27 protein-coding genes (1 of these 27 cut by a window edge) are annotated in these 26,878 nt (G+C 59.9%); 10 read left to right on the top strand and 17 right to left on the bottom strand.

The window, feature by feature from the left end:
* On the bottom strand, window positions 1-654 hold the 5' portion of the coding sequence (tyrS, locus tag J3P84_RS03165) for a tyrosine--tRNA ligase (RefSeq protein ID WP_434627763.1). It extends 546 nt beyond the left edge of the window; only the first 654 of its 1,200 coding nucleotides appear in the window; its start codon is at window positions 652-654; the stop codon falls past the left edge of the window.
* A gap of 211 nt (window positions 655-865) precedes the next feature.
* On the opposite strand from tyrS, the gene J3P84_RS03160 reads away from it, so the two are divergent.
* Together J3P84_RS03160 and J3P84_RS03155 are read left to right on the top strand one after the other, a co-directional pair.
* On the top strand, window positions 866-2,284 hold the full coding sequence (locus tag J3P84_RS03160; RefSeq protein WP_434631145.1) for a peptidoglycan DD-metalloendopeptidase family protein: 1,419 nt from the start codon (window positions 866-868) through the stop codon (window positions 2,282-2,284).
* A gap of 3 nt (window positions 2,285-2,287) precedes the next feature.
* Entirely contained in the window at window positions 2,288-3,379 is a 1,092-nt protein-coding gene (locus J3P84_RS03155; protein ID WP_434627760.1) for an anhydro-N-acetylmuramic acid kinase, read from the top strand.
* 67 nt (window positions 3,380-3,446) lie between these two features.
* Here J3P84_RS03155 and erpA read toward each other — a convergent pair whose 3' ends face one another.
* Together erpA and argC are read right to left on the bottom strand one after the other, a co-directional pair.
* The gene (gene erpA, locus J3P84_RS03150) at window positions 3,447-3,797 is read right to left on the bottom strand and encodes an iron-sulfur cluster insertion protein ErpA (protein ID WP_003177727.1); all 351 of its coding nucleotides are present in this window, start codon (window positions 3,795-3,797) and stop codon (window positions 3,447-3,449) included.
* A 149-nt stretch (window positions 3,798-3,946) separates the two neighbouring features.
* On the bottom strand, window positions 3,947-4,981 hold the full coding sequence (gene argC, locus J3P84_RS03145) for an N-acetyl-gamma-glutamyl-phosphate reductase (RefSeq protein WP_305498436.1): 1,035 nt from the start codon (window positions 4,979-4,981) through the stop codon (window positions 3,947-3,949).
* 134 nt (window positions 4,982-5,115) lie between these two features.
* Here argC and hemJ point away from each other — a divergent pair, with 134 nt between their 5' ends.
* The 6 genes from hemJ (at window position 5,116) to coq7 (ending at window position 9,533) form a co-directional block, all read left to right on the top strand.
* Entirely contained in the window at window positions 5,116-5,547 is a 432-nt protein-coding gene (hemJ, locus tag J3P84_RS03140; protein ID WP_305498435.1) for a protoporphyrinogen oxidase HemJ, read from the top strand.
* A 33-nt stretch (window positions 5,548-5,580) separates the two neighbouring features.
* A complete protein-coding gene (locus J3P84_RS03135; protein ID WP_434571456.1) occupies window positions 5,581-6,549 on the top strand; it encodes an NAD(P)H-dependent flavin oxidoreductase in 969 nt (322 codons plus the stop codon).
* Window positions 6,550-6,588: 39 nt separating this feature from the next.
* Complete coding sequence (locus J3P84_RS03130) at window positions 6,589-7,545, top strand: DUF805 domain-containing protein (RefSeq protein ID WP_434571454.1); 957 nt, start codon at window positions 6,589-6,591, stop codon at window positions 7,543-7,545.
* A 62-nt stretch (window positions 7,546-7,607) separates the two neighbouring features.
* Complete coding sequence (locus J3P84_RS03125; protein ID WP_434627755.1) at window positions 7,608-8,393, top strand: SDR family NAD(P)-dependent oxidoreductase; 786 nt, start codon at window positions 7,608-7,610, stop codon at window positions 8,391-8,393.
* A 78-nt stretch (window positions 8,394-8,471) separates the two neighbouring features.
* Complete coding sequence (locus tag J3P84_RS03120; protein ID WP_305498431.1) at window positions 8,472-8,810, top strand: histidine triad nucleotide-binding protein; 339 nt, start codon at window positions 8,472-8,474, stop codon at window positions 8,808-8,810.
* A 75-nt stretch (window positions 8,811-8,885) separates the two neighbouring features.
* Complete coding sequence (gene coq7 / locus J3P84_RS03115; protein WP_305498429.1) at window positions 8,886-9,533, top strand: 2-polyprenyl-3-methyl-6-methoxy-1,4-benzoquinone monooxygenase; 648 nt, start codon at window positions 8,886-8,888, stop codon at window positions 9,531-9,533.
* A gap of 98 nt (window positions 9,534-9,631) precedes the next feature.
* Here the strand turns inward: coq7 and speD are convergent, their stop codons facing one another.
* Together speD and J3P84_RS03105 are read right to left on the bottom strand one after the other, a co-directional pair.
* A complete protein-coding gene (speD, locus tag J3P84_RS03110) occupies window positions 9,632-10,426 on the bottom strand; it encodes an adenosylmethionine decarboxylase (RefSeq protein WP_434571448.1) in 795 nt (264 codons plus the stop codon).
* Window positions 10,427-10,665: 239 nt separating this feature from the next.
* Window positions 10,666-11,088: an OsmC family protein gene (locus tag J3P84_RS03105; protein ID WP_008061600.1), complete on the bottom strand. Its 423-nt coding sequence runs from the start codon at window positions 11,086-11,088 to the stop codon at window positions 10,666-10,668.
* Between the two features lie 237 nt (window positions 11,089-11,325).
* Here J3P84_RS03105 and crp point away from each other — a divergent pair, with 237 nt between their 5' ends.
* Entirely contained in the window at window positions 11,326-11,970 is a 645-nt protein-coding gene (gene crp / locus J3P84_RS03100; protein ID WP_434627751.1) for a cAMP-activated global transcriptional regulator CRP, read from the top strand.
* Here crp and J3P84_RS03095 read toward each other — a convergent pair.
* Genes J3P84_RS03095 through J3P84_RS03080 form a run of 4 tightly spaced genes read right to left on the bottom strand, consistent with a single transcriptional unit; the run spans window position 11,967 to window position 15,149 of the window.
* Complete coding sequence (locus tag J3P84_RS03095) at window positions 11,967-12,659, bottom strand: lipoate--protein ligase family protein (RefSeq protein ID WP_434627749.1); 693 nt, start codon at window positions 12,657-12,659, stop codon at window positions 11,967-11,969. The two genes, crp and J3P84_RS03095, sit on opposite strands and share 4 nt — an antisense overlap.
* A 4-nt stretch (window positions 12,660-12,663) precedes the next feature.
* Entirely contained in the window at window positions 12,664-13,500 is an 837-nt protein-coding gene (trpC, locus tag J3P84_RS03090; RefSeq protein WP_434627746.1) for an indole-3-glycerol phosphate synthase TrpC, read from the bottom strand.
* Complete coding sequence (trpD, locus tag J3P84_RS03085; protein ID WP_434627743.1) at window positions 13,497-14,546, bottom strand: anthranilate phosphoribosyltransferase; 1,050 nt, start codon at window positions 14,544-14,546, stop codon at window positions 13,497-13,499. Before trpD ends, trpC begins: the two co-directional genes overlap by 4 nt.
* Window positions 14,547-14,555: 9 nt before the next feature.
* Window positions 14,556-15,149 carry an aminodeoxychorismate/anthranilate synthase component II gene (locus J3P84_RS03080; RefSeq protein WP_434627740.1) on the bottom strand — a complete coding sequence of 198 codons (594 nt, stop codon included), beginning with the start codon at window positions 15,147-15,149 and terminating at the stop codon, window positions 14,556-14,558.
* Between the two features lie 413 nt (window positions 15,150-15,562).
* Here J3P84_RS03080 and estP point away from each other — a divergent pair, with 413 nt between their 5' ends.
* Complete coding sequence (gene estP / locus J3P84_RS03075; protein ID WP_434627737.1) at window positions 15,563-17,470, top strand: esterase EstP; 1,908 nt, start codon at window positions 15,563-15,565, stop codon at window positions 17,468-17,470.
* A gap of 138 nt (window positions 17,471-17,608) precedes the next feature.
* Here the strand turns inward: estP and trpE are convergent, their stop codons facing one another.
* From trpE to J3P84_RS03035, 8 genes are all read right to left on the bottom strand, one after another.
* Window positions 17,609-19,090, bottom strand: a complete 1,482-nt coding sequence (gene trpE / locus J3P84_RS03070; protein ID WP_434627734.1) for an anthranilate synthase component I — start codon at window positions 19,088-19,090, stop codon at window positions 17,609-17,611.
* Between the two features lie 70 nt (window positions 19,091-19,160).
* Window positions 19,161-19,979, bottom strand: a complete 819-nt coding sequence (locus J3P84_RS03065; protein ID WP_434571435.1) for a phosphoglycolate phosphatase — start codon at window positions 19,977-19,979, stop codon at window positions 19,161-19,163.
* Entirely contained in the window at window positions 19,976-20,650 is a 675-nt protein-coding gene (rpe, locus tag J3P84_RS03060) for a ribulose-phosphate 3-epimerase (RefSeq protein WP_434627731.1), read from the bottom strand. Before rpe ends, J3P84_RS03065 begins: the two co-directional genes overlap by 4 nt.
* A 78-nt stretch (window positions 20,651-20,728) precedes the next feature.
* Window positions 20,729-21,877 (bottom strand): iron-containing alcohol dehydrogenase, encoded by a 1,149-nt coding sequence (locus J3P84_RS03055; RefSeq protein WP_434627729.1) that lies wholly within the window; start codon window positions 21,875-21,877, stop codon window positions 20,729-20,731.
* A gap of 201 nt (window positions 21,878-22,078) precedes the next feature.
* Window positions 22,079-22,903, bottom strand: coding sequence for an ABC transporter permease (locus J3P84_RS03050; protein ID WP_305498415.1), 825 nt, complete (start codon window positions 22,901-22,903; stop codon window positions 22,079-22,081).
* Window positions 22,904-22,915: 12 nt separating this feature from the next.
* Window positions 22,916-24,163, bottom strand: a complete 1,248-nt coding sequence (locus tag J3P84_RS03045) for an ABC transporter permease (RefSeq protein WP_434627724.1) — start codon at window positions 24,161-24,163, stop codon at window positions 22,916-22,918.
* Between the two features lie 226 nt (window positions 24,164-24,389).
* A complete protein-coding gene (locus J3P84_RS03040; protein WP_003206153.1) occupies window positions 24,390-25,433 on the bottom strand; it encodes an ABC transporter substrate-binding protein in 1,044 nt (347 codons plus the stop codon).
* 50 nt (window positions 25,434-25,483) lie between these two features.
* On the bottom strand, window positions 25,484-26,608 hold the full coding sequence (locus J3P84_RS03035) for an ABC transporter ATP-binding protein (RefSeq protein ID WP_305498413.1): 1,125 nt from the start codon (window positions 26,606-26,608) through the stop codon (window positions 25,484-25,486).
* Between the last annotated feature and the right edge of the window lie 270 nt (window positions 26,609-26,878).

Here is a 26,878-nt window from a genome sequence, read left to right as displayed (position 1 = left end):
CAGCAATGGCATGGTCAGGATGCACTGAGCTTCTTGCCCATAGCCGCGCTGCAGCTCGCGCCCCATCAGCAGGTTGAACTTCTGATCGGTACCGCCAAGCTCGACGTCCGCCCGCAATGCGACCGAGTCATAACCCTGCACAAGCGGATAGAGGAACTCATGGATGGCGATTGGCTGATTGGTTGTATAACGCTTGTCGAAATCATCGCGCTCGAGCATGCGAGCTACGGTGTATTGGGAAGTCAGACGTATGAAATCCGCCGGCCCCATCTGATCCATCCAAGTGGAGTTGAAAGCCACTTCGGTCTTGGCCGGGTCAAGAATCTTGAAGACCTGAGTCTTGTAGGTCTCGGCGTTGTCGAGAACCTGCTCACGAGTCAGCGGAGGACGCGTGGCACTTTTGCCGCTCGGATCACCGATCATGCCGGTGAAGTCGCCTATAAGGAAGATAACCTGATGCCCCAGGTCCTGGAACTGACGCAGCTTATTAATAAGCACGGTATGCCCCAGGTGCAGATCGGGCGCCGTCGGATCGAAACCGGCCTTGATACGCAGCGGCTGCCCGCGCTTGAGCTTTTCGATCAGCTCGGACTCGACCAACAGTTCTTCCGCACCACGTTTGATCAGCGCTAGCTGCTCTTCAACCGACTTCATAACAGACCCGCAAGGCTCAGATTCAAAGGGCCCCAACCATACAAGATCGCGCACCAAATACAAGGTTTGCCAGGTGCACGAACGCCAATCCCATAGACAGAGCGTCCGCGGGCTTGCTTCGCAGGGGTTTTGGTTATATTTTATACAGTTATTTCATCTTCATCATGTCATTCATCTTTTCCAATTCATTTTTTCAAAAGTCAAATTACCTATGACCACCGAACCGTCTAAAGCGCCGCCGCTTTACCCAAAGACCCACCTGCTCGCCGCAAGTGGTATCGCCGCCCTCCTTAGCCTGGCGCTCCTGGTATTTCCTTCCAGCGATGTCGAAGCCAAAAAGACGACTCTGAGTCTTGAACTGGAAAGTCCCGCTGAACAACTGACACAAGAACAAGACGCCGCCGAAGCCGTTCAAGCCACAAACGAACCGGCCGCCTCGCCTTTTGCGCAGATTGAAGAAAGCCCGGAAGACACTGCAAACGCCACTGCACAGGTAGAAGCTCCTGTTGCAGAAGAGAAGAAAGGACCGGACCACCGTGAAGTGATTGTTGCCAAGGGCGACACACTCTCCACCCTCTTCGAAAAGGTAGGCCTGCCCTCAACCTCAGTCCATGAAATCCTGGCCAGCGACAAGCAAGCCAAACAGTTCACTCAACTGCAACGTGGCCAGAAACTCGAATTCGAACTCAATCCAGACGGGCAGTTGACCAACCTGCACACCAAGCTGAGCGATCTGGAAAGCATCACCCTGACCAAAAACGAAAAGGGTTATGTATTCAACCGCGTCACCACCAAACCTACCGTGCGCTCCGCCTATGTTCACGGCGTCATCAATAGTTCGTTGTCCCAGTCGGCTGCCCGCGCCGGCCTTTCCCACAGCCTGACCATGGACATGGCCAGCGTGTTTGGTTATGACATCGACTTCGCGCAGGATATTCGCCAGGGCGACGAGTTCGACGTCATCTACGAACAGAAAGTGGTCAATGGGAAAAGCGTCGGCAACGGACCGATCCTTTCCGCGCGCTTCACCAACCGCGGCAAGACCTATACGGCGGTGCGCTACACCAACAAGCAGGGCAACAGCAGCTACTACACCGCTGACGGCAACAGCATGCGCAAGGCGTTTATCCGTACTCCAGTCGACTTCGCCCGCATCAGCTCCAGGTTTTCCGCAGGCCGCAAGCATCCTATTCTGAACAAGATCCGCGCCCACAAAGGCGTCGACTACGCAGCTCCGCGCGGCACGCCCATCAAGGCTGCCGGCGATGGCAAGGTACTGCTGGCCGGCCGTCGAGGCGGTTATGGCAATACCGTGATCATCCAGCACGGCAACACCTACCGCACGCTGTACGGCCACATGCAAGGTTTCGCCAAGGGCGTGAAGACCGGCGGCTCCGTCAAGCAAGGCCAGGTTATTGGCTACATCGGTACGACTGGCCTGTCCACCGGCCCGCACTTGCACTATGAATTCCAGGTCAACGGCGTTCACGTCGATCCGCTCGGCCAGAAGCTGCCGATGGCCGATCCGATTGCGAAATCCGAGCGCACCCGTTTCCTGGCTCAGAGCCAGCCTCTGATGGCTCGCATGGATCAAGAGAAAGCCACCCTGCTGGCTTCGAGCAAGCGCTAAGCCATGGCGCTCTATATCGGTGTGATGTCCGGGACCAGCCTGGATGGCCTGGATATCGCGCTGATCGAACTGGCCCCGGCGATCAAATTGATCGCCACGCATTACATACCCATGCCCACGCCCCTGCGCACCGAGTTGCTTGCACTGTGCAGCAGTGGGCCCGATGAGATCGCCCGCTCCGCCATCGCCCAGCAGAACTGGGTAAAGCTGGCCGCGCAGGGCATCCATACCTTACTCGACGAACAGAAGCTCAAGCCTGAAGACCTCACCGCGGTTGGCAGCCACGGCCAAACCATTCGCCATGAACCGGCCCGCGGATTTACCGTGCAGATCGGTAACCCGGCACTCTTGAGCGAATTGACTGGCATCACCGTTGTCAGCGATTTCCGCAGCCGTGATGTCGCCGCCGGAGGACAGGGGGCGCCTCTGGTTCCGGCATTTCACGAAGCACTGTTCGAAGAACGAGTCGGTCCTCGTGCAGTGCTGAATGTCGGCGGCTTCAGCAATCTCAGCCTGATAGAGCTGGCAAAACCCGTATCAGGTTTCGATTGTGGCCCAGGCAACGTATTGCTCGATGCATGGATACACCAGGAGCGAGGCGAGCCTTTTGATCGTGACGGCCAATGGGCAGCCAGCGGAAAAGTAGAGCCGACTTTGCTCAAGACGTTGCTTGGAGACCCCTTCTTTGTAACCAAGGGCCCGAAAAGTACCGGACGAGAAGTATTCAACCTGTCCTGGCTGACCCGTCATCTATCGCAATTGCCAGCCTTCACCCCTGAAGATGTGCAGGCGACACTACTTGAACTGACTGCCCTGACCATCGTCGAATCACTCCAGCATGCCCAGCCGAACACGCAGGAGTTGCTGGTCTGCGGCGGTGGGGCACACAACCAGACACTGATGAAGCGCCTGGCTGACTTGCTACCAGCTACCAAAGTCGGCAGTACGGCAGTGTACGGCGTGGACCCGGATTGGGTTGAAGCCATGGCCTTTGCCTGGCTCGCCCATTGCTGTCTTGAGGGTATTCCAGGCAACCGTCCAAGTGTCACTGGGGCCCGTGGCCCACGCGTACTCGGCGCCATTTATCCGGCCTGAGAACAATAATCGCGGACAAAAAAATGCCGCAGGGCCGTAAGGCTCTGCGGCGTTTTTATTGAAGCGATCAGATCGAGAACGAAGAACCGCACCCACAAGTTGTGGTGGCGTTAGGATTCTTGATCACGAAGCGCGACCCTTCCAGGCCTTCCTGATAATCCACCTCGGCACCCGCCAGGTACTGGAAGCTCATCGGATCGACCACCAGGCTGACGCCTTCGCGCTCGACGATGGTGTCATCCTCGGCCACTTCCTCATCGAAAGTGAAGCCGTACTGAAAACCTGAACAACCGCCGCCCGTCACGAACACGCGCAGCTTCAAACGATCATTGCCCTCTTCATCGACCAGGCTCTTCACCTTGTGCGCGGCACCGTGGGTGAATTGCAAAGCCGTGGGGGTGAAGGTTTCGACGCTCATGCTGAATATCTCCCGGCGCTTACGCCGCCATAATGCGTGATGGCGGGCATTATCCGCTTCTCCGACAAAATTGGTCAACTATTTGCGCAGCAGCTGTAAGCCGCAAGCTATAAGCCACGGGCTCGTAGCTTACAGCCTGCATCTCTTAATCAAGGCAGCATCCCAGCGTGGGACAGGCCCAGCCGCTCATCCAGCCCGAAGAGGATGTTGAGGTTCTGTACCGCTTGGCCGGAAGCGCCCTTGACCAGGTTGTCGATTACCGACAAGACCACGACCAGGTCGCCATCCTGCGGGCGATGCACAGCGATCCGGCATACGTTCGCGCCGCGGACACTGCGGGTTTCCGGATGGCTGCCAGCCGGCATCACGTCGACAAACGGCTCATCGGCATAACGCTTCTCGAACAGCGCCTGCAGATCCACGGAGCGATCGGTCACGGTGGCGTAGAGGGTGGAATGGATACCACGGATCATGGGCGTCAGGTGCGGCACGAAAGTCAGGCCGACGTCCTTGCCTGCCGCGCGACGCAACCCTTGGCGAATCTCCGGCAAATGACGATGCCCCTTGACCGCGTAGGCCTTCATGCTCTCCGATGTTTCGGAGTACAACGAGCCAACGCTGGCACCTCGACCGGCGCCGCTGACGCCCGACTTGCAGTCGGCGATCAAGCGCGACGCATCGGCGAGACCGGCCTCCAGCAAAGGCAGGAATCCCAACTGCGTCGCGGTCGGATAGCAACCCGGCACCGCGATCAGCCGTGCCTGCCTGATTTTTTCACGATTGACTTCCGGCAAGCCGTAGACCGCCTCGTCCAGCAGTTCCGGTGCGCCGTGAGGCTGACCGTACCACTTGGCCCATTCGTCTGCGTCCTGCAGACGGAAGTCTGCCGACAGGTCAATGACCTTGGTACCCGCGGCCAGCAGCTCACCCGCCAAAGCGTGGGCGACACCATGGGGGGTGGCGAAAAACACTACATCGCAGGCCCCGAGGGTCTTGACGTCAGGGACGCTGAACGCCAGGCCGTCGTAATGGCCACGCAAGTTCGGATACATGTCGGCGACGGCCAGGCCGGCCTCGGATCGGGAGGTAATGACCACCACCTCAGCTTGCGGATGCTGTGCCAACAGACGCAGCAGTTCGACACCGGTGTAACCCGTGCCGCCGACGATACCGACCTTGACCATGAACCTGCCCTCAACGAACCACTGGAAAGCCGTCGATGATAGGGCGCCCGCAGCGCTGCGACAACCGCCAAGGTGACGTGTGGCCGCGCTAACCTCTACTATCGAGGCTACCGTGAACCTGGGAATAATCAAAAATGCTCTATCTATGGCTCAAAGCGCTTCACATTGTCAGCATGGTCTGCTGGTTTGCCGGCCTGTTCTACCTGCCTAGACTGTTCGTCTACCACGCTCAAAGCGAAGACAGCGTCAGCAAGGAACGCTTCTCCATCATGGAACGCAAGTTGTATCGCGGCATCATGGGCCCGGCGATGATCGCCACGCTGGTGTTCGGCATCGGCTTGCTCAGCCTCAACGCCAGCGCCTACTTCACCCAAGGCGGCTGGATGCACGCAAAGCTGACTCTGGTCGTCTTGCTGATCGGCTATCACCATATGTGCGGTGCCCAGGTTAAGCGCTTCGCCCGTGGCGAAAACACCCGCAGTCATGTCTTTTATCGCTGGTTCAATGAAGTGCCGGTCGTGATATTGCTGGCTATTGTAATTCTGGTCGTGGTCCGGCCGTTCTAATCCAACCGCATCCACTGATCAGAGGGACCTCCAATGTCGCTGCCCGCTCTGCTTGAACAACGTCTGCGCCTGCCTGTCGTGGTCGCACCGATGTTCCTCATTTCCAATCCGCAGCTGGTACTGGCCTGCTGCCGCAACGGTGTCGTCGGGAGTTTCCCGGCGTTGAACCAACGTGAAAGCAGCGGCTTCAAGGCGTGGCTGGAGGAAATCGAAGCGGGCTTGGCGACTCTGGAAAAGCCGGCGCCCTACGCAGTCAATCTGATCGTCCATCACAGCAACCCGCGACTCCAGGCCGACCTGGCGATCTGTATCGAGCACAAGGTGCCGATCGTCATCACCAGCCTGGGGGCGGTGAAGGAATTGGTGGACGCGGTTCATGGCTATGGCGGCCTGGTATTTCACGACGTGACCACTCGCCGCCATGCCGAAAAAGCCGCCGAAGCGGGCGTCGACGGTTTGATTGCCGTTGCGGCCGGTGCGGGTGGGCACGCAGGAACCTGGAGCCCATTCGCACTGATTGCTGAAATCCGGCAGTTCTTCGATAAAACCCTGTTGCTTGCGGGATGCCTTAACCACGGCCATCAGATTCTGGCTGCGCAATTGCTTGGCGCGGATCTGGCCTACTTCGGAACGCGTTTTATCGGCACGACGGAAAGTCACGCGTCCGACGCTTATAAAGAGATGTTGCTCACATCCAGAGCCGCGGACATCGTGCATACTCCCGCAGTGTCCGGGGTGCCGGCCAGTTTCATGCGTCAGAGCCTGGAAAGTGCCGGCTTCGACCTGGCTGCTCTGCAAGGCAAGGGCGTGGCGGATGCGGGGGCGAAACTCAAACCGCTCAATGATGAAGCCAAGGCCTGGAAGACCGTATGGTCCGCCGGCCAGGGTGTAGGTGACATCAATGATTTGCCCGGCGTCGATCAATTGATCGCACGCCTGGATGAAGAATACCGGCAGGCGCAAGCCCTAGCGACACAACTTGGCGGCCATTGGCCGCGCTGAACCCACAATAAACCAACCAGAAAGACAAGGATGCCAGGCATGAGCGAAAACCGTTTCAACATTGTATTCGACGGGGCCCTGCTGCCAGGCGTAGATACCACTACCGCCAAGCTCAACCTCGCCGAACTGTTCAAAAGTGATGTGAGCGCCATTGAACGACTGTTCAGCGGTCGCAAGGTGTCCCTCAAGAACAACCTGTCCCAGAATGAAGCGCAACAGTACCTGGACGCGCTTCATAAAAGCGGCATCGATGCACGAATCGAAGCCGAACCGTCCATCCAGCTCAATCTCGGCGAAATCCAGGAGCAGCCGGGCGGCCGCCAGCCGGACTCCGTGATCGATCCTGTTTCTCCTTATGCGCCTCCACGGGCAGCAGTGGGTGAAACGTTCGCCGAGTACGGCACGCTCAAACCCTTCAGCTTCGAGGGACGTATCGGACGCCTGCGCTACCTGGCCTGGACCATGGTCCTGACCCTGGCCATGCTGCCGTTGGTAGGCCTGGGCTTCTGGGTCGCCACGAACTGGCTGCTCGCTTCCGACTCGATAGCCGGGTTGGTCGTCGGTGGTCTGATCGCTGTAGTCGTCGTGCTTGCCTTCGCGTTCGTGAGCATCCAGTTCAACGTCCAGCGTCTGCATGATCTCGGCTGGTCGGGGTGGTTGTGGCTGATCAACCTCGTGCCATTCGTGGGCAGCATCTTCCCGTTCATTCTCATCATCGCCCCAGGCAATACCGGCGCCAACCAGTACGGCCCACCACCGCCGCGCAATACCACGGCGGTCAAGCTGCTGGCGTCGCTGTGGCTGGTAATGATCGTCCTGATTTTCGTGGCTACCTTCGCCGGCATCTTCGGTGCTCTCCAAGAGGACTTCGATAGCGGCGCCTCGAGCAGCTACGAAAGCAGCGAATACAGTGACCAGACCAGCGAAGAACCGGCCGTTGATGCAGCCGAGCCCGCCTCGCCTTCTGTAGACTACGAAGAAGAAGAGGAACAATAGGCCCGCTTCATGCCAGTGACAGCCCAGTCCACTGGCGGCGGGCTGTTGCGATGGAGAACTGCATGACCCGTTACGCCCTGATCACTGGCGCTTCCAGCGGAATCGGCCTGGCCCTGGCTGAAGCACTGGCCCGGCGCGGGCGCAACCTGATACTCGTGGCGCGACAGCGCGATCGACTGGAAAGTATTGCGATCGAACTGACCCAGCGATTTGGCGTGGAAGTATTGTTCCGGGCTTGCGACCTGAGCGAGCCCTTGCGGCTTTCAGGTTTCCTGCTGGAACTGGAAGAAGGCGAACGCCGGATCGACCTGCTGGTCAACTGCGCCGGCATCGGCACCTTCGGCCCGTTCCTGGGCCAGGACTGGATGACCGAGCAGGACCTCATCGAAGTGAATATCCTGGCCCTGACCCGCCTCTGTCACGCCGTAGGCAACAGCATGGCGCTGCATGGAGGCGGCCAGATCCTGAACGTCGCGTCGACTGCCGCATTCCAGCCGGGCCCCTGGATGAGCACCTATCACGCCAGCAAAGCGTACGTATTGCACTTTTCCGAAGCCCTGCGAATCGAGCTGAAGAAATGTGCGATCAAAGTCTCGGTACTTTGCCCGGGCCCGACCCGCACCGGTTTTTTTGCCGAGTGGCAACGGGACGAGAAGCCCAGCGACGATAAGAAGCTGATGAGCCCTGAAGAGGTTGCGCTGTACGCTGTCCGCGCGCTGGACAGGGACCGGGCCATTATCATTCCCGGACGCCGCAATCGCTGGATCGCCGCCCTGCCCCGACTCGGGCCGCGCTGGCTGGTGCGAATTCTTAGCGGCATGTCCAATAAAGCCTACTGTCCACGCTAGATTTGCGGATGGTTAACCCGGGCTTGCCAACCGAGCCTTCATACACTCGACCTCAAACAACCCAACGGAGCAGCAGCCGTGGACACTCTGTTTACCAAGATCATCAACCGGGAAATTCCGGCCAGGATCATTTATGAAGACGATCAGGTTCTGGCTTTTCACGACATCGCCCCCCAGGCTCCAGTGCATTTCCTGGTGATTCCGAAAAAACCGATCCGCACCCTCAATGACCTGACCGAGGAAGACAAAGGATTGGCCGGACATATCCTGTTTACCGCCCAGCGCCTTGCGCTTGAGCTGGGCTGTGAGGAAGGCTTCCGCGTGGTGATGAACTGCAATGAACTTGGCGGGCAGACCGTCTATCACATTCATATGCACGTGCTGGGGCAGCGCCAGATGAACTGGCCACCGGGTTGATACCGCTGACCCAGCGCAAATCTTCAGCGGCCGATTGGGTTAAACTGGCTGCCGTGATTTTTTCCGGAGGTAAGCATGACTACCCAACGTCACTACTCGCCCATTGACCGCCTGCTGCTGCAAGCCGATACCGCGATGCGCACGCTACTGCCCTTCAGTGGCCAGCCGTACCGTCCGTCGCCGGCAATCGTGCAGCCGGACGTACAGATGAGTGACGAAGAGACTCGCCATGTCGCGGGCCTGATGCGCATCAACCATACCGGTGAGGTTTGCGCCCAGGCTCTGTACCAGGGCCAGGCGCTGACGGCAAGATTGCCGCAGGTACGCGAGGCGATGGAGCATGCCGCCGAAGAAGAAGTCGACCACTTGGTCTGGTGCGAGCAGCGCATTCGTCAATTGGGTAGCCATACCAGCGTCCTGAATCCGTTGTTCTACGGGATGTCATTCGGCATCGGCGCGGTGGCCGGACTGATCAGCGACAAGGTCAGCCTGGGTTTCGTCGCGGCAACCGAACATCAAGTGTGCAAGCATCTGAATGAGCACCTGGAGCAGCTGCCGGCCGAAGATGAAAAGTCCCGGGCGATTCTTGAACAGATGCGCAAGGATGAAGAACAGCATGCCGAAAGCGCTCTCGATGCGGGGGGTTTTCGTTTCCCGGCTCCGGTGAAATTCGGCATGAGCCTGTTGGCGAAGGTCATGACCAAGAGCACCTATCGGATCTGACCGCGATACGGAGCCTGTCCCACAGACATATCGGGTTTCCCAGAACTGAAAAAGGCGACTACCGCACAGGTAGTCGCCTTTTTTTGTAGCCTTGATCTTCAGCGCGGCATGTTGCGCGCGTAGAAAATCTCCAGCATCTCGTGCTTCACACGCTCTTCCACCTGGCCACGCTGCTCAACGGACAGGTTGCTGGTGGCATCACCGAACAGGTAGTTGTCCAGCTCGAAGTCCTTGAGCAGCATTTTGGTGTGGAACAGGTTTTCCTGGTACACGTTCACGTCGGTCATCTGATACGCGTCGCGAGTGTCTTCGGAGAGATAGTTCTGGATCGAATTGATCTCGTGATCAATGAAGTGCTTGTGGCCCTCCACGTCCCGTGTGAAGCCACGCACACGGTAATCCACGGTCACGATGTCGGAATCGAATTGGTGAATCAGGAAGTTGAGTGCCTTGAGCGGTGAAATGACGCCACAGGTCGACACATCGATGTCCACTCGGAACGTTGCGATACCGTCCACCGGATGGATCTCCGGATAGGTATGTACCGTGATGTGGCTCTTGTCGAGGTGGGCCAGGATAATTTCAGGCAACGGGCCCGGGGACTCTTCGATCTGGCTTTCGGTCGGTGTCACCGGCTCTTCCGAGATCAGAATGGTCACGCTGGCGCCTTGGGGTTCATAGTCCTGACTGGCGATGTTCAGGATGTTGGCACCAATGATATCGACAACTTCCGTGAGGATCTGCGTGAGGCGCTTGGCGTTGTACTCTTTATTGATGTACTCGACGTAGGCCTGCTGGTCTTGCGGAGTTTCCGCATAGCAGATGTCATAGATGTTGAAGCTCAAGGTCTTTGTCAGGTTATTGAACCCATGGAGCTTGAGTTTGCTTTTCACCGTTTGAAAACTCTCTGTGTATTGCGGCCCGGCCGCGTGATCAAGCATGCCCGTCAGATGCGAACGACGCACCTGCGTAGGACGGTTAACACCTCTTCGCGATGGCGATTTTGGTTGTCTGTCCAGGCAATGGATCAGCCCGCGAGCCGATCATTGCCCTGAAAAAAGTGGCGCATTATGCAGATGTCGGCTTCTGACCGCCAGAGCTTGCACTGCATTTGTGATGGTTGGATGTCGATTCAACCCAACTCGATGATTTCATAATCGTGAGTGATTTCAACACCGGCAGCACCGAGCATGATCGAGGCCGAGCAGTATTTCTCGGCGGACAGCTCAATGGCGCGCTTGACCTGGGCTTCCTTCAGTCCACGGCCTTTGACCACGAAGTGCATGTGGATCTTGGTAAACACTTTCGGATCCTCTGTCGCGCGCTCGGCTTCAAGGAACGCTTCGCAACTTTCGACGGCCTGGCGTGACTTCTTGAGAATGCTGACCACATCGAAGTTGCTGCAGCCGCCGACACCGAGCAAGAGCATTTCCATTGGCCGGACACCCAGGTTCCGACCGCCGGCATCCGGTGGGCCGTCCATGACGACCACATGACCACTGCCTGATTCACCGAGGAACATGGCTTCGCCAGCCCATTGGATGCGTGCCTTCATCGCCAAGACTCCACTGTTCAGAAAAAGGGGGCGCCAGCTTAGCACAGCGCCCGTTGATGGCAGCGGGATGCCTGATGCCTCTTACGCCAGCGCCTGTAGGTAAATTCTCGAATCTATTACGAATGCCTCTGTTAAGCTGCGCCATCTCGCTGGCGTATGGCCAGCTTTTGGCGATAGCCATTCGCCCTCACCCAAAAAACCAAACCACCACACCGCGCAGTCTTTCGGGATACAACCATGGTTGCCATTACTCCCACGTCCAAGATCAAGAACCTCGACAAACTCTTGATGCATTGCCAGCGTCGCCGCTACCCCGCCAAGCACAACATCATTTGCGCAGGCGACCGCTCCGATACGCTGTTTTTCATCATCAAGGGCTCCGTCACTATCCTGATCGAGGACGATGACGGCCGGGAAATGATCATCGCCTACCTCAACTCCGGGGATTTTTTCGGCGAACTGGGGTTGTTCGAGCAGGCGGGCAAGGAGCAGGAGCGCAGTGCCTGGGTGCGAGCCAAGGTCGAATGTGAAGTGGCGGAAATCAGCTATGGCAAATTCCGAGAGCTGTCGCAGCAGGATCCGGACATTCTTTACGCCCTCAGCGGACAAATCGCGCAGCGTCTGCGCAATACCACCCGCAAAGTCGGTGACCTGGCGTTCTTCGACGTGACCGGTCGCGTCGCCCGCTGCCTGCTGGAACTGTGCAAGCAGCCCGACGCCATGACCCATCCGGATGGTATGCAGATCAAAGTGACCCGTCAGGAAATCGGCCGCATCGTTGGCTGCTCCCGAGAGATGGTCGGACGCGTGCTCAAGGACCTGGAAGAGCGCGATCTGGTCAGCGTCAAAGGCAAGACCATGGTCGTGTTCGGGACGCGCTAAAAGCTGCTCAACAGTTCCCGGTAGAGCGCCTCGAGCCGTTCCAGCGCATGAGGCGCCGGGAATTTCTCATGCAGGGCAATGTGGCTCTCGGCACGCACACGCTGCTCCAGGCCACACGCCTCGTTGAACCGATTGACCGCCGCAACCATGGAATCGCGCTCGTCATCCAGCAATAGGGCGCCATGCACCAGACCCACCGGCCTCTGGCCGCCCTTGCTTTGCCGCCAGCGCTGGGCGGTACCGACCATTTTTCGGCCGTCCAGATTAACGTTGAAGCGCCCATCACAAAACGCGCCCTCCACTTCGCCAAGGGAAGCCACCCCGCCCAGCTCATCGAGCAACTGGCAGATCGGATCGCACAGACGCCGATAAGCAGTCTCGATCCGGCCATGGTCACCTTCACTTCGCGGTGGCGCATAGACCAGCGCGATATTGACCGTAGCGCCCGATTGAGGCACTGGCTCGCCACCGGTTTCACGCAGCAGCACCGGCCAGCCGCTTGCGGCCGATACCTCACAGGCAAGTTCAAAACCTGGCAGGCGACTCAAGCGACGCGGCATGACCAGGGCTCGATCGCTGGGTTGCCAGAACAGCAAGCCGGATTCAGCGTCACCGGCGCAAACGCTGGCCAGCAGATCCTGTTCGGCCTGCAGGCCGCTTTCAACCGTGAAGGCAATGGCTGAAGGCATCGATTCAGTCCAGCGTCGAGCCGGTTACCGGAACGCCGCGCTCGGGGAAAAACAAGCGCTGCAGTTCTGTACCCGGGCTTTCGGCCCGCATGAAAGCCTCGCCAACCAGGAATGAATACACATCGCTGACTTCCATCAACTCGACATCGGCTCGGTTGAGAATGCCGCTCTCGGTGATGACCAGGCGATCGCGTGGAATTCGCGGCAACAGGTCAAGAGTGGTTTCCAGGCTGACTTCAAATGTATGCAGGTTGCGGTTATTCACGCCGACCAGCTTGGTATCCAGAGTTTTCAGGGCGCGTTCCAGCTCGTTGCCGTCGTGGACCTCCACCAGTACATCCAGGCCCACACCTTTAGCGACTGCGGCCAGCTCGGCCATTTTCACGTCATCCAGGGCGGAAACGATCAACAGCACGCAATCGGCACCCAAGGCCCGCGCCTCGACGATCTGGTACGGATCGATCATGAAATCCTTGCGGATCACTGGCAGCTTGCACGCCGCCCGCGCCTGTTTTAGATAGTCATCGGCGCCTTGGAAAAAATCGACGTCGGTGAGCACCGAAAGGCAGGTCGCACCGCCCTTCTCGTAGCTCCTGGCGATGTCGGCGGGGACGAAGTCCTCACGGATCACACCTTTGCTGGGGGACGCCTTCTTGATTTCGGCGATGACCGCAGGCTGCTTTTTCTTCGCCTGATCGATCAGCGCCTGGGCAAAGCCGCGAGGCGCGTCTGCTGAACGTGCGAGACCTTCCAGCTCGGCGAGGCTGACCCGGGCCCGGCGCTCGGCCACTTCTTCAGCCTTGCGAGCCAGAATGTTTTCCAGAACCGTTGGCACGCTCATCCTTCATTCTCCACTTTGAATACGGCGGTAAACGCGCCCAATTCTTCCAGTTTTTCCCGGGCCAGGCCGGTGTGCAACGCATCATGAGCGAGCTCGACACCTTGCTTGAGGCTGCTGGCGTGATCGGCGGCATACAACGCGGCGCCCGCGTTGAGCATGATCATTTCCGCAGCCTTCTGGGCATTCTCGGTTTTACGCCGCCCCAAGGCATCGCGGATCAACTCAAGTGACTGAGCTGGCCCATCCACCGCCAGTCCATGCAGGCTCTGGCTCTTCATGCCGAGGTCTTCAGGTTCGACCCAATATTCGGTGATCTGATCATTTTTTAGCTCGGCCACGAAAGTGGGCGCCGCCAGGCTGAATTCATCCAGGCCGTCTTTTGAATGGACGACCAGCACGTGCTTGCTACCTAAACGTTGCAGGACCTCTGCCAATGGCCGGCACAGCGCCTGGCTGAACACGCCGACCACTTGATGCTTCACACCGGCCGGATTCGTAAGCGGGCCGAGCATGTTGAACAGCGTGCGCAAGCCCAGCTCGCGACGCGGCGCCGCGGCATATTTCATGGCGCGGTGGTGGGTCTGGGCAAACATGAAGCCGATGCCGACGCTATCGATGCAACGAGCCACCTGGACCGACGTCAGGTTGAGGTAGATACCGGCGGCTTCCAGCAGATCGGCGCTGCCGCTCTTGCCCGACACCGCACGATTGCCATGCTTGGCGACGGTGCAGCCGGCCGCCGCAACGACAAATGCCGAGGCGGTGGAAACGTTGAAGATATTGGCTCCATCACCACCGGTCCCGACGACATCCACCACACCATCAAGGGTCTTGAGTTCGACCTTGTCCGCCAACTCGCGCATGGTCGTGACCGCACCGACAATTTCGTCGATGCTCTCGCTCTTCATGCGCATGGCCATCATGAACGCGCCAATCTGCGCGTCCGTGCACTGGCCAGTCATGATTTCCCGCATCACGTCGCGCATCTCGTCGGTGCTCAGGTCGAGCTGGCCGACGATACGGTTCAGGGCTGTCTTGATGTCCATGGAGAGTCCTTAGCGCGTGCCGCCGGTTTGTTTGAGGAAGTTGGCGAACAGTTCGTGGCCCTGCTCGGTGAGGATAGACTCGGGGTGAAATTGCACACCCTCGATGTTTAACGTCTTGTGACGCAACCCCATGATTTCGTCCACCGAGCCGTCTTCGAGCTGGGTCCAGGCGGTCAGCTCAAGGCAGTCGGGCAGGTTTTCGCGCTTTACGATCAACGAGTGGTAGCGGGTGACGGTAAGCGGGCGATTCAAGCCTTCGAACACGCCCTTGTCTTCATGGAATACCGGGCTGGTCTTGCCGTGCATCACCTGGCGGGCCCGCACGACATCGCCACCGAACGCCTGGCCGATCGACTGGTGCCCCAGGCAGACACCGAGGATCGGCAGCTTGCCGGCAAAATATTTGATGGCTTCGATGGAGATGCCCGCTTCAGTCGGCGTGCAAGGGCCGGGCGAGACGACGATGCGTTCGGGCTTGAGGGCCTCGATTTCGGCAATGGTCAGCTCATCGTTGCGCACGACCTTGACCTCGGAGCCCAGCTCGCCGAGGTACTGCACAACGTTGTAAGTAAAAGAGTCGTAGTTATCGATCATCAGCAACATGGCGTAAACAACCTATTGAATACACTGACTTGGAATACAGCCTTCGAAGAGTGACCCGCACGGTGCTGCGCTGGACAGGCGAATGATGCGCCTGCGAAGCGGTTTCCAAACGGGTAAAGAAGGCAAATCGGTACAGGTCCGGCGAGGCCGGCATGGAACGTTCAGGCGCGCCAACGCCAACGGGCGTGAGCCTTGATCAATTGATTCAGAAGTTTGCTGACAATCGACACGGGGGAAGTCTCGTTCATACGTTCCGGCACAGTAACTTAGCTGGGCGGAGCACGCAATAAGACGGACCCGAAGGGCCCGCAAACAATCGCTACGCTCCGGGATTGGGTGGCAGACCGCCGGAAGCTTTTGGTACTGTCGTTTCGTTTCTTCCGATAAAAAACAAGATTGAAAAGGACCTTCTCATGATCAAGCCGACCTTGTTCATCCCCATCGCCAGCTGCCTGCTGACCATGGCCTGCGCTCAGGCGATTGCTGCCCCCAATCCCTACTCCAATTTCATCGTGTTCGGCGACAGTCTCAGCGACGCCGGTCAGTTCAGCGATCCCGACGGCCCGCCCGGCTCAACCTTGCGTTTTACCAACCGCACCGGCCCGGTCTACCTGGATGGCAGCGGCGAAGCCTATTCTGCAAACGCGACCCAACTGCTCGGTGGACGACTGGGCTTCTCCGCCGATGAAACCGCCGCGTCCACTTCGGCAGTGCGTGCCCGCGAAGGACTCGCGGACGGCAACAACTGGGCTGTAGGTGGTTATCGTACCGACCAGATACTGGACTCGATCACCAATATTTCCGCCACTGGCGAGCGCAGCCGGGCGGGTTATCTGCCAGCCAATGGCCTGCGTGCCGACCCGAATGCGCTGTATTACCTCTCCGGCGGCGGCAATGATTTTCTTCAAGGCAGAGTGTTGAGCATCGCCCAGGCGGATGCCGCCGCGGACCGCCTGGCCGACAGCGTGCAAGTGCTGCAAACCGCCGGAGCCCGCTATGTGATGGTCTGGTTGCTGCCGGACCTGGGCCTGACGCCGGCCCTCAACGGCACCCCCCTGCAGGGAACGGTCTCGCTGCTCAGCAATCGGTTCAACCAGCAACTGGTCACGCGGTTGCAGGGCATCGATGCCGAGATCATTCCGCTGAACGTTCCGCTATTGTTGCAGGAAACCTTTGCCGATCCTGGACGATTCGGCCTTGCCACCGGCGAGAACCTCACCGCCAGTTGCTTCAGCGGCAACAGCTGTACGGAAAACCCCACCTACGGCATCAACAGCGCCACGCCTGATCCGAGCAAGCTGATCTACAACGATGCGGTTCACCCCACCGAAACCGGGCAGAAGCTGATTGCCGACTACGCCTATTCCCTGCTCGCAGCGCCGTGGGAACTGACCTTGCTGCCGGAAATGGCCCACTCGACCTTGCGCGCCCACCAGGATGAATTGCGCAGCCAATGGCAATCGGACTGGGAGGATTGGCAGGCGGTAGGTCAATGGCGGGCGATTGTTGCCGGCGGCGGCCAGCATCTGGACATTGATAGCCAAGGCAGCGGTGCAAGCGCCGACGGCAGTGGCTACAACCTGAACATCGGCGGCAGTTACCGTCTCAACGAAGCCTGGCGCATCGGCGTGGCCGCCGGTCTGTACCGCCAGAACATGGACGCAGGCCGCAACGATTCGAACTACAAGCTCAACAGCTACCTCGCCACCGCGTTCGCCCAGTTCCAGCAGAACCGCTGGTGGGCCGACGCTGCGCTGACCGGCGGCAAGCTCGACTACGACAACCTGGAGCGCAAATTCGACCTGGGCGTCAGCCAGGCGCAGGAAAAAGGCGATACCGATGGTCATCTCTGGGCATTCAGCACGCGCGTAGGCTACGACATTGCCCAGCCGGGCAGCCAATGGCACCTGTCACCGTTTGTCAGCGCCGATTATGCGAAGGTCGAGGTCGATGGTTACTCGGAACAGGGCAGCCGCTCCACGGCGCTGACTTTCGACGACCAGACCCGCGATTCAAAACGCCTGGGCATCGGCTTGCAGGGCAAATACAACTTTACCCGCCAGACCCAGGTGTATGGGGAGTATGCCCACGAGCGCGAGTATGAGGACGATACGCAAAAGGTGAACATCGCCCTCAACAGCTTGCCGGCCAATGACTTCACGCTGGAGGGCTACACCCCACAAAGCCACCTCAATCGCCTGAGCCTGGGGATCAGCCACAAGTTGACCAGCGATCTGGCGCTGCGGGGCGGTTATACGTTGCGCAAGGATGATGATTTTACCCAGCAAGGAGTGAGCCTGGGGGTCAGCCTGGATTTTTGAATCCTGTAGTAACCGAAAGCCCTTGTGGCGAGGGAGCTTGCTCCCGCTCGACTGCGCAGCAGTCGCATCGATTTGATGGGCCCGCTTCGCAGGCCAGCGGGAGCAAGCTCCCTCGCCACAGTTGTTCGGCAAGAGCCTTCAGTCGCTTGGGGTCTGCTCGGCCAGGGCCACGGCACGGAACATTGCCCGACGCTTGTTCAGGGTTTCCTCCCATTCCAGCGCGGGCACCGAGTCGGCGACGATGCCGCCGCCGGCCTGCACGTGCAGTTCACCGTTCTTGATCACGGCGGTGCGGATGGCGATGGCCGTGTCCATGTTGCCGTTCCAGGCGAAGTAGCCGACGGCTCCGCCGTACACACCGCGCTTGACCGGCTCCAGCTCGTCGATGATTTCCATGGCGCGGATCTTCGGCGCGCCAGACAAAGTGCCCGCCGGCAGGATCGCTCGCAAGGCGTCCATCGCCGTCAACCCCGCCTTCAATTGCCCGGTGACGTTGGACACGATGTGCATCACGTTGGAGTAGCGCTCGATGACCATTTTCTCGGTGAGCTTTACCGAGCCCACTTCGGAAACCCGGCCAGTGTCGTTGCGCCCCAGATCGATCAGCATCAGGTGCTCGGCGATTTCCTTGGCATCTGACAACAGGTCCTCTTCCAGCGCCCGGTCCGCTTCCTCCGTGGCGCCGCGTGGCCGTGTGCCGGCGATCGGCCGCACGGTGATCAGGTTTTCCTCGACCCGCACCAGCACCTCGGGCGAACTGCCCACGACATGGAAGTCACCGAAGTTGAAGAAATACATGTAAGGCGTCGGGTTGAAACAGCGCAGCGCCCGGTACAGATCGATCGGCGCGGCCTTGAAGTCGATCGACATCCGTTGCGACGGCACGACCTGCATGCAGTCGCCCGCCAGGATGTATTCCTTGATGGTGTCGACGGCTTTTTCGTAGTCACCCTGGGTGAAACTGGAACGGAACACCGGGTCGGCAGCCGACTGCTTGCTGAAGTCCAGGCCGGGACGCGGGGTGATCGGCTGGCGGAGTTTTTCCAGCAACGTCTGAAGGCTTTGTTGACCTTGCTCGTAGGCATCTTCACGGGACGGATCGGCCAGGACGATGGCGTGCATCTTGCCGGCGAGATTGTCGAAGACAACCACCGCATCGGAGACCATCAGCAGAATGTCCGGCACACCCAGCGGATCGGGGTTCGGACAGGTGCCCAGGCGTTTTTCCACATAGCGCACGCAGTCGTAGCCGAAATAACCCACCAGGCCGCCGTTGAAACGTGGCAGGCCGGGGATGGTCGGGACGTTGTAGCGGGCCTTGAAGGATTCAACGAACGCGAGCGGATCCTCGACTTCGTGGCTTTCGATTTCGACGCCATCGCAGGTCACGCTGATGCGATGGTCATGGACTCGCAGCACGGTGCGGCACGGCAGGCCGATCATGGAATAGCGACCCCATTTTTCCCCACCTTGCACCGATTCGAGCAAGTAGGAATTGGGTTGGTCGGCCAACTTGAGGTAGATCGACAGCGGCGTGTCGAAGTCGGCCAGGGTTTCGCAGGCAAGCGGGATGCGGTTGTAGCCGGCAGCGGCTAGACGCAGAAATTCTTCGCGGATCATGGGGTGCCTCGTGGCAAGAGGAGCTGACAGTCAGGTATGCAAACGCGCCGGATAACCGGCCAGGATCACGTCAGGCGCGCCAACGCCAGCGGGCCAGGGCCTTCATGACTTTCATCCAGAGTTTGCGAGTGACCACCACGATGGCGTTTCCAGAAGAGGATTGAACAGCGTCGGGCAACGTTATCTCAGCGGCCGGGTCCAGGCAACCGGGAATTAGCAGGCGCAGATCATCAATCACCAATGTCGGAAATTCCTCGGCAATCGGTCGGCCATGATTGTAGCCGTAGCTCAGGGCAACACATTTGACCCCCGCCGCCTTCGCCGCCAGCACGTCGCTGCGCGAGTCGCCGACAAACAACGATTGGGACGCCGGGATGTTGGCCATTTTCATGACGAAGAACAGCGCGGCCGGGTCGGGCTTTTTCTGTGGCAAGGTGTCGCCGCCGATGATCCAGCGGAAATAACGGCCGATCTTCATCTGATCCAGCAGCGGCGCGACAAAACGCTCCGGCTTGTTGGTGATCAGCGCCATTTCCACGCCCTGCTTGTGCAACCATTTGAGGGTGGAGCGCACGCCCGGATAAACCACGGTCAGTTCGTGGTTGCCTTCATAGGCTTCGTTGAACAGCTCCAGTGCCCGCTCGGCCTCGGCCTCATCAACGCCTTGGGCATCAATGTGATTGGCCAGGGCCCGGCGCACCAGCATCGGCGCGCCGTTGCCGACCCACTGGCGCACGGCGTCGATGCCCGCAGGCGGACGCCCGAGCTGGAGCAGCATATTGTCCACGGCGGCCGCCAGGTCCGGGACCGAGTCGACGAGCGTGCCGTCGAGATCGAACATCACCAGACGCGGCAGGCTGCCGGGAAACAGCTGCTCGAAGCCGCTCATGGACGTGCCAGGGCCAGTTCGGCGCGCATCTTTTCGATCACTGCCTGGTAGTCAGGTGCGTTGAAGATCGCCGAACCGGCGACAAAGGTGTCGGCACCGGCCGCGGCGATTTCGCGGATGTTGTTCACGTTCACGCCGCCGTCGATTTCCAGGCGGATATCCCGGCCCGAGGCATCGATCAGGGCGCGGGCTTCGCGCAGCTTGTCGAGCGTGCCCGGAATGAACTTCTGCCCGCCGAAACCCGGGTTGACGCTCATCAGCAGAATCATGTCGACCTTGTCCATCACGTACTTGAGTACGTCCAGGGGCGTGGCCGGGTTGAACACCAGGCCGGCCTTGCAGCCGCCTTCGCGGATCAATTGCAGGGAGCGGTCGACGTGCAGCGTGGCTTCCGGGTGGAAAGTGATGTAGGTGGCACCGGCCTCGATGAAATCACCGACGATACGATCCACCGGACTGACCATCAGGTGCGCATCGATTGGCGCGGTGATGCCATATTTGCGCAACGCCGCGCAGACCATCGGGCCGATGGTCAGGTTGGGTACGTAGTGGTTGTCCATGACATCGAAGTGGACGATGTCGGCCCCGGCGGCCAGAACGTTATCCACTTCCTCGCCCAGGCGGGCGAAGTCGGCGGAGAGAATCGACGGAGCAATAGCGAAGGGCTGCATGACGCACCTGTTTTGAGCGAAATCACGATGGCGCGCATTGTATACCTCAAGATTTGGCGCGCCCACCGTGACGCACGATCAATACGCCGCTCGGTAGATCTTCTCGATATCGCCGGCGCTCAGCTTGCGCGGGTTGTTGCGCATCAGCCGCTCTATACCCGCCGCCTCCGCCGCCATGGACGGAATCACCTCCTCGGTGACGCCCAGGCCACTCAGGCCCTTGGGAATTTCCACCGCGGCACACAACGCGGCCATGGCCTCCACGGCCTCGTCCGCGGCTTCGATATCACTCAAATGAGCCGTCTTGATGCCCATGGCTTCGGCAATATCGCGCATGCGCTCGACGCAGGCCATCTTGTTCCAGTGCATGACATACGGCAGCAACAAGGCATTGGCGACGCCATGAGAGACATGGAAACGTCCGCCCAGCGGATAGGCCAGCGCATGCACGGCGCCGACCCCGGCATTGCCGAACGCCATACCGGCCATCAGGCTGGCGGTGGCCATGTCTTCACGGGCCTGCAAGTGGGACGGGTTGGCGTAGGCCTTGGGCAAGGCGCGGGTGATCAGCTTGATCGCGCCGATGGCCAGGGCATCGGTGATCGGCGAGGCGTTGAGTGACAGGTACGACTCGATGGCATGCACCAACGCATCAACGCCGCTGGCGGCGGTCACGCTGCGCGGACACGTCAGGGTCATCTGCGGGCTGACCAGCGCCACGTCCGGCAGCAGGAAATCACTGACGATGCCCTTTTTCAGCTGTGCGGCCTTGTCAGAGAGGATCGCCACGTTGGTGACTTCCGAACCGGTACCGGCGGTGGTGGGAATGGCAATCATGGGCGGACCTTTGCGCGGCACCTGATCGACACCGAACATATCCTGCAGCTCGCCGTGATAACCGGCATAGACGCCCACGCACTTGGCAATGTCGATGGCGCTGCCGCCACCCAGGCCGATGAGGCCGTCATGCCCGCCGTCGCGGTAGGCTTGCATGCAATCTTCGACGATGGCGATTTCCGGGTCGGGCATGACCCGGTCGAAAATCTCGTAGTCGCGCCCGCCCAAATGCTGCAGCGCCAACTCCACGGTGCCCGACTTGACCAGCGCCGCGTCCGTGACGATCAACGGGTTATCGACATCCAGCCGTGTCAGCTCCGCCGCCAGTTGCTCGATGGCAGCGGCGCCGGTGATCAGTTTGTGGGCGATCTTGAATGAGGAAAGACTCATGTGCGCGGCCTCTTGTTCGAGTGGGGGCTGGCACAAGGATAGCTCGGTATTGGGGGGTGGTCTGTCATTCAGCTTATGAATGCACCGAGGAGCGGATGTGGGAGCGAGCCTGCTCGCGAAAGCGGACCGTCAGTCAACAATTATGTCGACTGGTACACCGCATTCGCGAGCAGGCTCGCTCCCACACTGGTTTTGCAGGCCTCAGACTTGGGTCGTACGCAGCTTCTCGCTACGCCCACGCAGCCATTCCAGCGTCAGCAGCAGGATCACCGAGAAGGCGATCAACAACGTAGCCGCGGCGGCGATGGTCGGGCTCAGGTTCTCGCGAATACCGCTGAACATCTGCCGTGGCAGGGTCGCTTGCTCCGGGCCGGCCAGGAACAGGGTCACCACCACTTCATCAAACGAAGTCGCGAAGGCGAACAACGCACCAGAGATGACGCCCGGCGCGATCAACGGCAAGGTCACGCGACGGAACGCGGTCAATGGCGAAGCCCCGAGGCTGGCAGCAGCGCGGACCAGGTTGTGGTTGAACCCTTGCAAAGTCGCCGAGACGGTGATGATGACGAACGGCACACCGAGCACCGCGTGGACGATGATCAGCGAGAAGAAGCTGTTGCCCATCCCCAATGGCGCGAAAAACAGGTAGCTCGCGACGCCAATGATCACCACCGGCACCACCATGGGCGAAATCACCAGGGCCATCACCAGCGCCTTGCCCGGGAAATCACCACGAGTCAGGCCGATCGCCGCCAGCGTACCGAAGATCATCGCCAGCAGCGTTGCCGCCGGGGCCACGATGATGCTGTTCTTCAACGCCCGCATCCACTCGGCCGAAGCGAAGAAATCGTGGTACCACTGCAACGAAAAGCCCTGCAGCGGATAAACCAGGAAGCTGCCCGAGTTGAACGACAACGGAATGATCACCAGCACCGGCAGGATCAGGAACAACAGGATCAGCCCGCAGAGTATGCGCAAGCTGTAGAACCACACCCGCTCGACGGGGGACATGTAAGGACTCAGCATTTCGATCTCCCCTTAGCTCAGGCGCAGGCGACTGGCGCCCACCAGCCAGCTGTAAATCAGATAAAGCACGATGGTCGCCAGCAACAGCAATCCGCCGAGCGCCGTGGCCATGCCCCAGTTGATACTGGTGTTGGTGTAGAACGCGACGAAGTAGCTGACCATCTGGTCGTTCGGGCTGCCCAGCAGTGCCGGGGTGATGTAGTAGCCGATGGCGAGGATGAACACCAACAGGCACCCGGCACCTACGCCGGCGTAGGTCTGCGGGAAATACACCCGCCAGAAACTGGCGAACGGGTGGCAGCCCAGGGAGATCGCCGCCCGCATGTAGGTGGGCGAGATGCCCTTCATCACGCTGTAGATCGGCAGGATCATGAACGGCAGAAGGATGTGGACCATGGAGATGTAGACGCCGGTGCGGTTGAACACCAGCTCCAGCGGTTTATCGATGACGCCCATGGCCATCAGCGCGCTGTTGATCAATCCGCCCGACTGCAGTAGCACGATCCACGCCGCCACCCGCACCAGGATCGAGGTCCAGAACGGCAGCAGCACGAGGATCATCAACAGGTTGCTCTGGCGTGACGGCAGGTTCGCCAGCAGGTAAGCCAGTGGATAGGCGAGCACCAGACAGATGGCGGTAATCACCAGGCCCATCCAGAAAGTACGGGTGAAAATATCCAGGTAGATCGCCTGGTCGGGGGTGGCCGGGGCCAGTTCACCGAGATCGTCGATGCGGTGATCGACAGCCGCCAGCAGGTAGTACGGAGTGACATTACTGGTGTTGCGCCGGATCACCTGCCAGTACGCGGGGTCACCCCAGCGTTCGTCGAGGCTCTCCAGTGCTTCTTTATAAGAGACCGGCTCGGTGGCGAACGGCAGCGCGCGAGCAGTCTTGGTCAGCAGGCTGCGGTAGCCGGCCAGTTCCATGTTCAGGCGCTTGGACAAGTCGCCCAGGGTCTGATTCTTGCGGGCTTCGGCCAGATCTTCACTGGCAGCCTTGTACACCGGCTCGCCCGGCAGACCGCGTCCGTCCCAAGCCGCGACGGCAGCGACGGTCCGCGGCATCGCGCCCACCACTTCCGGGTTGCTGACGCTTTTGAACAGCAGCGCCACGATCGGCACCAGAAACACCAGCAACAGAAACAGCACCAGCGGCGCGATCAGGGCCTGGGCCTTCCAGCGGTTGAGCCGCTCGGCGCGCTTGAGTCGCTGCTTGAGGGTGGGGCTGGTGCCCGCGTTCAGTGGAACGGCGATGGCCATGGCGAACTCCGCAAATCTCTTTGATCGTTACAGGGGCGGCGAGCCGCCTCTGTTCTTTTGAAACCGCAACCTGGTGGTACGCATGGTCGTGGCGAGGGAGCTTGCTCCCGCTGGGCCGCTAAGCGGCCCCAAAATTTGTCGGCAATGCCTATCTTGTGAGTGCTGCGCACTCAAGCGGGAGCAAGCTCCCTCGCCACAAAAGCCTCGCATCACAGGATGACGTGGGTTACTTCGCCGCCCAGGAGTTGAAGCGCTGCTCCAGTTGCTCGCCGTTGTCAGCCCAGAAGCTGACGTCGATCTGCACCTGGTTGGCGATGTTTTCCGGGGTGGTCGGCATGTCTTTCAGCACATCCTTGGCCAGCAACGGCACGGCCTGGGTATTCGCCGGGCCGTAGGCGATGTTTTCCGAGTAGGTCTTCTGCTGCTGCGGCGCCACCGAGAAGGCGATGAATTTTTTCGCAGCTTCGGCGCGAGTCTTGTCCAGCCCACGCGGGATGGCCCAGGCGTCGAAGTCGTAGATGCCGCCGTTCCACACCACTTTCAGGTTGCTCTCTTTCTGTACCGCGGCGATCCGGCCGTTGTACGCAGAGCTCATGACCACGTCACCGGAAGCAAGGTATTGCGGTGGCTGGGCACCGGCTTCCCACCACTGGATGTTCGGCTTGAGCTCATCGAGCTTCTTGAACGCACGGTCCTGGCCGTCTTTGCCGGCCAGCACCTTGTAGACGTCCTTCGGCGCTACGCCGTCGGCCATCAAGGCGAATTCCAGGGTGTACTTGGCGCCTTTGCGCAGGCCGCGTTTGCCCGGGAATTGCTTGGTGTCCCAGAAGTCCGCCCAACTGGTCGGCGCGGTCTTCAGTTTGTCGGCGTTGTAGGCCAGCACGGTCGACCACACGAAGAAGCCCACGCCGCAAGGCTGAATGGCGCCCTTGACGTAGTCTTCGGCCTTGCCGAACAGGGCCGGATCGAGTTGCTCGAACATGTCTTCGTCGCAGCCACGGGACAATTCCGGCGACTCGACTTCCACCAGGTCCCACGAGACGCTCTTGGTGTCGACCATGGCCTTGACCTTGGCCATTTCGCCGTTGTACTCGCCAGCCACGATCTTGCCGTTGCCAGCCGCTTCCCACGGTGCGTAGAAGGCTTTGACCTGAGCCGCCTTGTTCGCCCCGCCGAAAGAGACGACGGTCAGGTCCGGGCCCGCCGCCATCGCGCTTGCCGCACCCATCATGCCCAATGTCAGGGCTGTGAACTTCAGGGATCTCAACATTTATTGTTCTCTCCACGTGCAGGGTTGGTGTTGGTACAGCAGGGGGGCGATCAATTCGCCTCTAGAAGCGGATCGAGCGCGCGTACGTGCTCGACCTGCCAGCCAAGCGGAACCACGTCCCCGACAGCAAGCCCGGGGTCGAGCTCGGCAATCGGTTGTTTCACGAAGAAGTCGTTCTTGCCGCAGACTTCGAGGCGAACCCGGACGTGGTCGCCCAGATAGATGAATTCCGCCACCCTCCCTGAGAAGCGGTTGATACATTGTTCGCTGGCGCCGTTGAGGCTCACCCGCTCCGGGCGGATCGACAAGGTGACGGGTTCGCCGGGCTTGCCGACATTGACCGCCAGGGCCTCGACCTTTTCGCCACGCCCCAGCTCCACCACGCAACGGTCACCGGTGTGACTGTGCAGGCGGCCGTTGAGGCGGTTGTTCTCGCCGATGAAGTTGGCGACGAAGGTGTTCTTCGGCTCCTCATAGAGCGTGCGCGGCGGGGCGATCTGCTGGATCTCGCCCTGGTGGAACACCGCCACGCGGTCGGACATGGTCAGGGCTTCGCCCTGGTCGTGCGTCACGTAGACCACGGTCACGCCCAGGCGCTGGTGCAGGTGTTTGATTTCCATCTGCATGTGTTCGCGCAATTGCTTGTCCAGTGCGCCGAGAGGTTCGTCCATCAGCACCAGTTGCGGCTCGAATACCAGCGCCCGGGCCAGGGCCACACGTTGTTGCTGGCCGCCGGACAACTGCGCCGGATAACGTTGGGCGAAGGTGTCCAGTTGGACCATGCTCAAGACACGCTTGACCCGATCGCCGACGTCGCTTTTGTTCAGGCCGCGGACGGTCAGCGGGAATGCCAGGTTTTCGGCGACGGTCATGTGCGGGAACAAGGCGTAGTTCTGGAACACCATGCCGATATCGCGCTTGTGCGGCGGCACGTTGTTGATGGAGCGCCCGGCCAGCTGGATCTCGCCGGCGGTCGGGGTCTCGAAGCCTGCGAGCATCATCAGGCTGGTGGTCTTGCCGGAGCCGGAAGGCCCGAGCAGGGTCAGGAATTCGCCTTTGCGAATGTCCAGGTTGAGGTCCTTGACGATCAGGTTCTCGCCGTCGTAGCTCTTTTGCACACCACGAAAGCTGACCAGCACATCACTGGCCCCCGCGCTTGAATCCACCTGGCTCATACCCGCACCTTTTGTATTGATGACTGCTTGTGAGTCAAGCCTAGTGGAGCCCGACACCCACGCAAATCGGGCCGCAGGAGAGAATCACCTCAGCCGGATGGAAGGGTCGGGGTAGGGATCGCCCTACAAGGATGGCGGGATTGGACAAGTGCGGCGGCGAGTTTCAAGCGGCAAGCTGCAAGCAGGGGCAAAAGCGCTGTTGGGGTGTGTCGCAAATGGATATGCCGACACCAGAACCTGTGGGAGCGAGCCTGCTCGCGAATACGGTGC

Source organism: Pseudomonas sp. Z1-29, from assembly GCF_051131995.1.
Classification (GTDB): domain Bacteria; phylum Pseudomonadota; class Gammaproteobacteria; order Pseudomonadales; family Pseudomonadaceae; genus Aquipseudomonas.
This window is presented reverse-complemented; position numbering and strand designations above follow the sequence as displayed.

Coding starts and splice junctions, on each gene's coding strand:
- J3P84_RS03160 (WP_434631145.1), top strand. CDS start 866: ATGACCACCGAACCGTCTAAAGCGCCGCCGCTTTACCCAAAGACCCAC.
- J3P84_RS03155 (WP_434627760.1), top strand. CDS start 2,288: ATGGCGCTCTATATCGGTGTGATGTCCGGGACCAGCCTGGATGGCCTG.
- erpA (WP_003177727.1), bottom strand. CDS start 3,797: ATGAGCGTCGAAACCTTCACCCCCACGGCTTTGCAATTCACCCACGGT.
- argC (WP_305498436.1), bottom strand. CDS start 4,981: ATGGTCAAGGTCGGTATCGTCGGCGGCACGGGTTACACCGGTGTCGAA.
- hemJ (WP_305498435.1), top strand. CDS start 5,116: ATGCTCTATCTATGGCTCAAAGCGCTTCACATTGTCAGCATGGTCTGC.
- J3P84_RS03135 (WP_434571456.1), top strand. CDS start 5,581: ATGTCGCTGCCCGCTCTGCTTGAACAACGTCTGCGCCTGCCTGTCGTG.
- J3P84_RS03130 (WP_434571454.1), top strand. CDS start 6,589: ATGAGCGAAAACCGTTTCAACATTGTATTCGACGGGGCCCTGCTGCCA.
- J3P84_RS03125 (WP_434627755.1), top strand. CDS start 7,608: ATGACCCGTTACGCCCTGATCACTGGCGCTTCCAGCGGAATCGGCCTG.
- coq7 (WP_305498429.1), top strand. CDS start 8,886: ATGACTACCCAACGTCACTACTCGCCCATTGACCGCCTGCTGCTGCAA.
- J3P84_RS03105 (WP_008061600.1), bottom strand. CDS start 11,088: ATGAAGGCACGCATCCAATGGGCTGGCGAAGCCATGTTCCTCGGTGAA.
- crp (WP_434627751.1), top strand. CDS start 11,326: ATGGTTGCCATTACTCCCACGTCCAAGATCAAGAACCTCGACAAACTC.
- J3P84_RS03095 (WP_434627749.1), bottom strand. CDS start 12,659: ATGCCTTCAGCCATTGCCTTCACGGTTGAAAGCGGCCTGCAGGCCGAA.
- trpC (WP_434627746.1), bottom strand. CDS start 13,500: ATGAGCGTGCCAACGGTTCTGGAAAACATTCTGGCTCGCAAGGCTGAA.
- trpD (WP_434627743.1), bottom strand. CDS start 14,546: ATGGACATCAAGACAGCCCTGAACCGTATCGTCGGCCAGCTCGACCTG.
- J3P84_RS03080 (WP_434627740.1), bottom strand. CDS start 15,149: ATGTTGCTGATGATCGATAACTACGACTCTTTTACTTACAACGTTGTG.
- estP (WP_434627737.1), top strand. CDS start 15,563: ATGATCAAGCCGACCTTGTTCATCCCCATCGCCAGCTGCCTGCTGACC.
- trpE (WP_434627734.1), bottom strand. CDS start 19,090: ATGATCCGCGAAGAATTTCTGCGTCTAGCCGCTGCCGGCTACAACCGC.
- J3P84_RS03065 (WP_434571435.1), bottom strand. CDS start 19,979: ATGAGCGGCTTCGAGCAGCTGTTTCCCGGCAGCCTGCCGCGTCTGGTG.
- rpe (WP_434627731.1), bottom strand. CDS start 20,650: ATGCAGCCCTTCGCTATTGCTCCGTCGATTCTCTCCGCCGACTTCGCC.
- J3P84_RS03055 (WP_434627729.1), bottom strand. CDS start 21,877: ATGAGTCTTTCCTCATTCAAGATCGCCCACAAACTGATCACCGGCGCC.
- J3P84_RS03050 (WP_305498415.1), bottom strand. CDS start 22,903: ATGCTGAGTCCTTACATGTCCCCCGTCGAGCGGGTGTGGTTCTACAGC.
- J3P84_RS03045 (WP_434627724.1), bottom strand. CDS start 24,163: ATGGCCATCGCCGTTCCACTGAACGCGGGCACCAGCCCCACCCTCAAG.
- J3P84_RS03040 (WP_003206153.1), bottom strand. CDS start 25,433: ATGTTGAGATCCCTGAAGTTCACAGCCCTGACATTGGGCATGATGGGT.
- J3P84_RS03035 (WP_305498413.1), bottom strand. CDS start 26,608: ATGAGCCAGGTGGATTCAAGCGCGGGGGCCAGTGATGTGCTGGTCAGC.